Consider the following 2,583-nt stretch of genomic DNA (forward strand, 5'->3'; position numbering starts at 1 on the left):
TCTGATTTTCAACAACTTGCTGGTAAAAAAGCACTAATAAATAATTATTTTATTGATAAAACAATTATTTTAATAGGTTATGCAAGAAGTCTAATATATAACCGTAACAACATATTTTCATAAAACATATTCTAATCAATTTACTTTTAATCCTTTTGATAAATACCATGTCTTTTATGAAAAATTTGTAACCCCATATTTACCGTTAAATGAAAGAATTAAAAATATTTTAAAAGAACACAATCAAGTATATTCAGAAAACAAACAAGCATTTAATGGTTTGGGTATTTTTAATTTACGATTAACAATGGGTGCTGTTTGAAATAAAATACCTAATATTACTAAAAAACTTGTTTTAACAAATAAAGAAGAACGACCTGATTTATTTGAACTTGAATACTACGGTTTTGAATATAATGATAATGACCCCGGTATTTATGTTTTACGAAATTATCGTAAATATATTAAAGAATATAATTTACAAGATTTTTATAACTCAAATACAAAACAGTATCAATTTGATAGTTATTCAATTGGTGTTGATTATGCTAATGGTAGTGAAGACCATACGGTATTTTTGTTTAGTGGTTATAAAATTAATGAAAATAATGAATATGATAAATATTTAATTGAAGAAAATGTTGTTACCCCAAAAAATGCAATGAATTTAAATGAAATAGTTGAACATTATGGACAATGAATAATCAATACTTTTGATAAATTTGATGGTTTTGAATATGCGACATTTCATTATGATATTAATGCCCATGACTTTATGCAAAAATTACAAGAAGATATTTACCCTTATTTAGGCTATAAAATTAAAATGTTTAAAGCCAAAAAACATCAAACTTCGTTGAATAAAGAAACGGGTATAATCAATCGTGTAACATGAATAAGAAAAATGTTTGTCCAAGGCAAAATATATGGCATATTAGATAATTTCCCCGTTTTTAGATAAATGTATTAGTGAATTAAGGTTTATCGATACCAAAACAAACACACCCGATAGTAAAATGTATCATGACCCATATGATGCTTTGTTTTATGGCTCTTATCCGTATCGTTTTAAAATGGAAATATAAAAAGGTTTTAAAAACCTTCTAAAATTTATAAATTTTATTTACTTTTTATTTACTAAATAATTAGTATTTAATGATTTTTCTAAACTAGGTGATTTTTCTTGTATTTTATTACCATCATCATTTTTCAATAGTTCAGGATGACAATTTTTATAACTTAATTTAAGATTTTTTCTAACTGAATTAAAATCTAGTATCTCAACTTCAATTTCACCACCAACATCAAAAAAATCTCTAATATCTCTAACAAAGTAATCTGAAATCTCACTAATATGAATTAAACCATCGGCCTTTTCTGCTCTACAAAAAGCACCATAAGGTGTAATATTTGTTATTTTAACATTAACTTTACTTCCTTTTTATACATAAATTAAATATACTTCCTTTCTTTAAATGCTTTAATTATATCATTAAGACTATAAAAATCATTTGCAGAATTGAGCGAGCGGTTGATTTTCTTAAATTTTTGTGATAAGATGACTTACAAGTTAAAAAAATTTTGGGATTCTTTCAAACAAATTTGGAAACCTTTATAAAATTCTGCGCTTAACGCTTAGAATTTTTCCCAAGTATTTTGAAAAGCGCGGCAAAAGTTTTTTTAAACTTTAAGTAATTTTTCGCAAAACTTATGGAAATCACCGCGAGCCCAGATTGACCACTTTATTATTAAATAATTTCCTTTCAAACTCTTAAATATCCCTTGTATAATTATTAAATAATTTCCTTTCAAACTCTTAAATATCCCTTGTATATATATAATTGTGATTGTAAAAATATTTAGCGAAAGGAATTATCATAATGAAAAAGATATTAAGTCTTTTAGGAACAATCACTATAATTGGAACAAGTATAACCAGTTTAGTTGCTTGTAATATATTTAATAAAGATTTTAATAATAAAATTGAAACATTTAAATATACAGAAGAAGAATTAAAAGAACTAAAAGAAAAGATAAAATAGATACAAAAAATAAAGAAATTAGAGACAATTTAGAATGAATAGCACCACAAGAAAAAGTATTTAGTAAGTTAGACAATAAGTCATATTTTGTTGTGTGGCGTGAACAAAAAGAAGATGATTGATATAGTACTTTATTTATACATAATTCTGACAAAGCTAGAATAATTGATAAAAAATTAGCTATTACTAAAACAGAGGGATTCCTTGATTTACTTGCTGGTGGCAGTGGTGGTGGTTTAGAAAGAATTTGAAGTAGAGATAATGGTACTTATTTTAAATCAGTTTATCGTTGAAATTTAAATACAAATATTCCTAATTTAACTGTTGATTCTAAAACTGGTGAAATAAAAGTTGAAGGAAAATAAATATAAAAACCCATTTAATTAATTAAATGAGTTTTTATATTTCTAATGTAATTAATGATATTTTTCATTATTTCTATTAAATAATTCTAAATTATTATTAGACTTCTTGCATAACCTATTAAAATAATTGTAAATATTTTTAAAAAGATACTAATAGCAAATTATAATTTTAATTA

At 23.9% G+C, this 2,583-nt stretch carries 3 protein-coding genes and 1 pseudogene; 3 read left to right on the top strand and 1 reads right to left on the bottom strand.

Features of this window, described 5'->3' with window-relative positions; all coding sequences use genetic code 4:
* Window positions 1–280: 280 nt before the first annotated feature.
* Window positions 281–961 carry a hypothetical protein gene (locus EHU54_RS05405; RefSeq protein WP_400249358.1) on the top strand — a complete coding sequence of 227 codons (681 nt, stop codon included), beginning with the start codon at window positions 281–283 and terminating at the stop codon, window positions 959–961.
* 282 nt (window positions 962–1,243) lie between these two features.
* Here the strand turns inward: EHU54_RS05405 and EHU54_RS05410 are convergent.
* A pseudogene (locus EHU54_RS05410) lies at window positions 1,244–1,429 on the bottom strand (S1 RNA-binding domain-containing protein); the annotation flags it as partial.
* A gap of 451 nt (window positions 1,430–1,880) precedes the next feature.
* Between EHU54_RS05410 and EHU54_RS05415 the strand changes: the two are divergent.
* Together EHU54_RS05415 and EHU54_RS05420 are read left to right on the top strand one after the other, a co-directional pair.
* Window positions 1,881–2,042 (top strand): lipoprotein, encoded by a 162-nt coding sequence (locus EHU54_RS05415; RefSeq protein WP_400249359.1) that lies wholly within the window; start codon window positions 1,881–1,883, stop codon window positions 2,040–2,042.
* Window positions 2,043–2,134: 92 nt separating this feature from the next.
* Complete coding sequence (locus EHU54_RS05420; RefSeq protein WP_400249360.1) at window positions 2,135–2,407, top strand: hypothetical protein; 273 nt, start codon at window positions 2,135–2,137, stop codon at window positions 2,405–2,407.
* Window positions 2,408–2,583: the final 176 nt, after the last annotated feature.

It is taken from the genome of Spiroplasma sp. ald, from assembly GCF_044714355.1.
Classification (GTDB): domain Bacteria; phylum Bacillota_I; class Bacilli_A; order Mycoplasmatales; family Mycoplasmataceae; genus Spiroplasma; species Spiroplasma phoeniceum.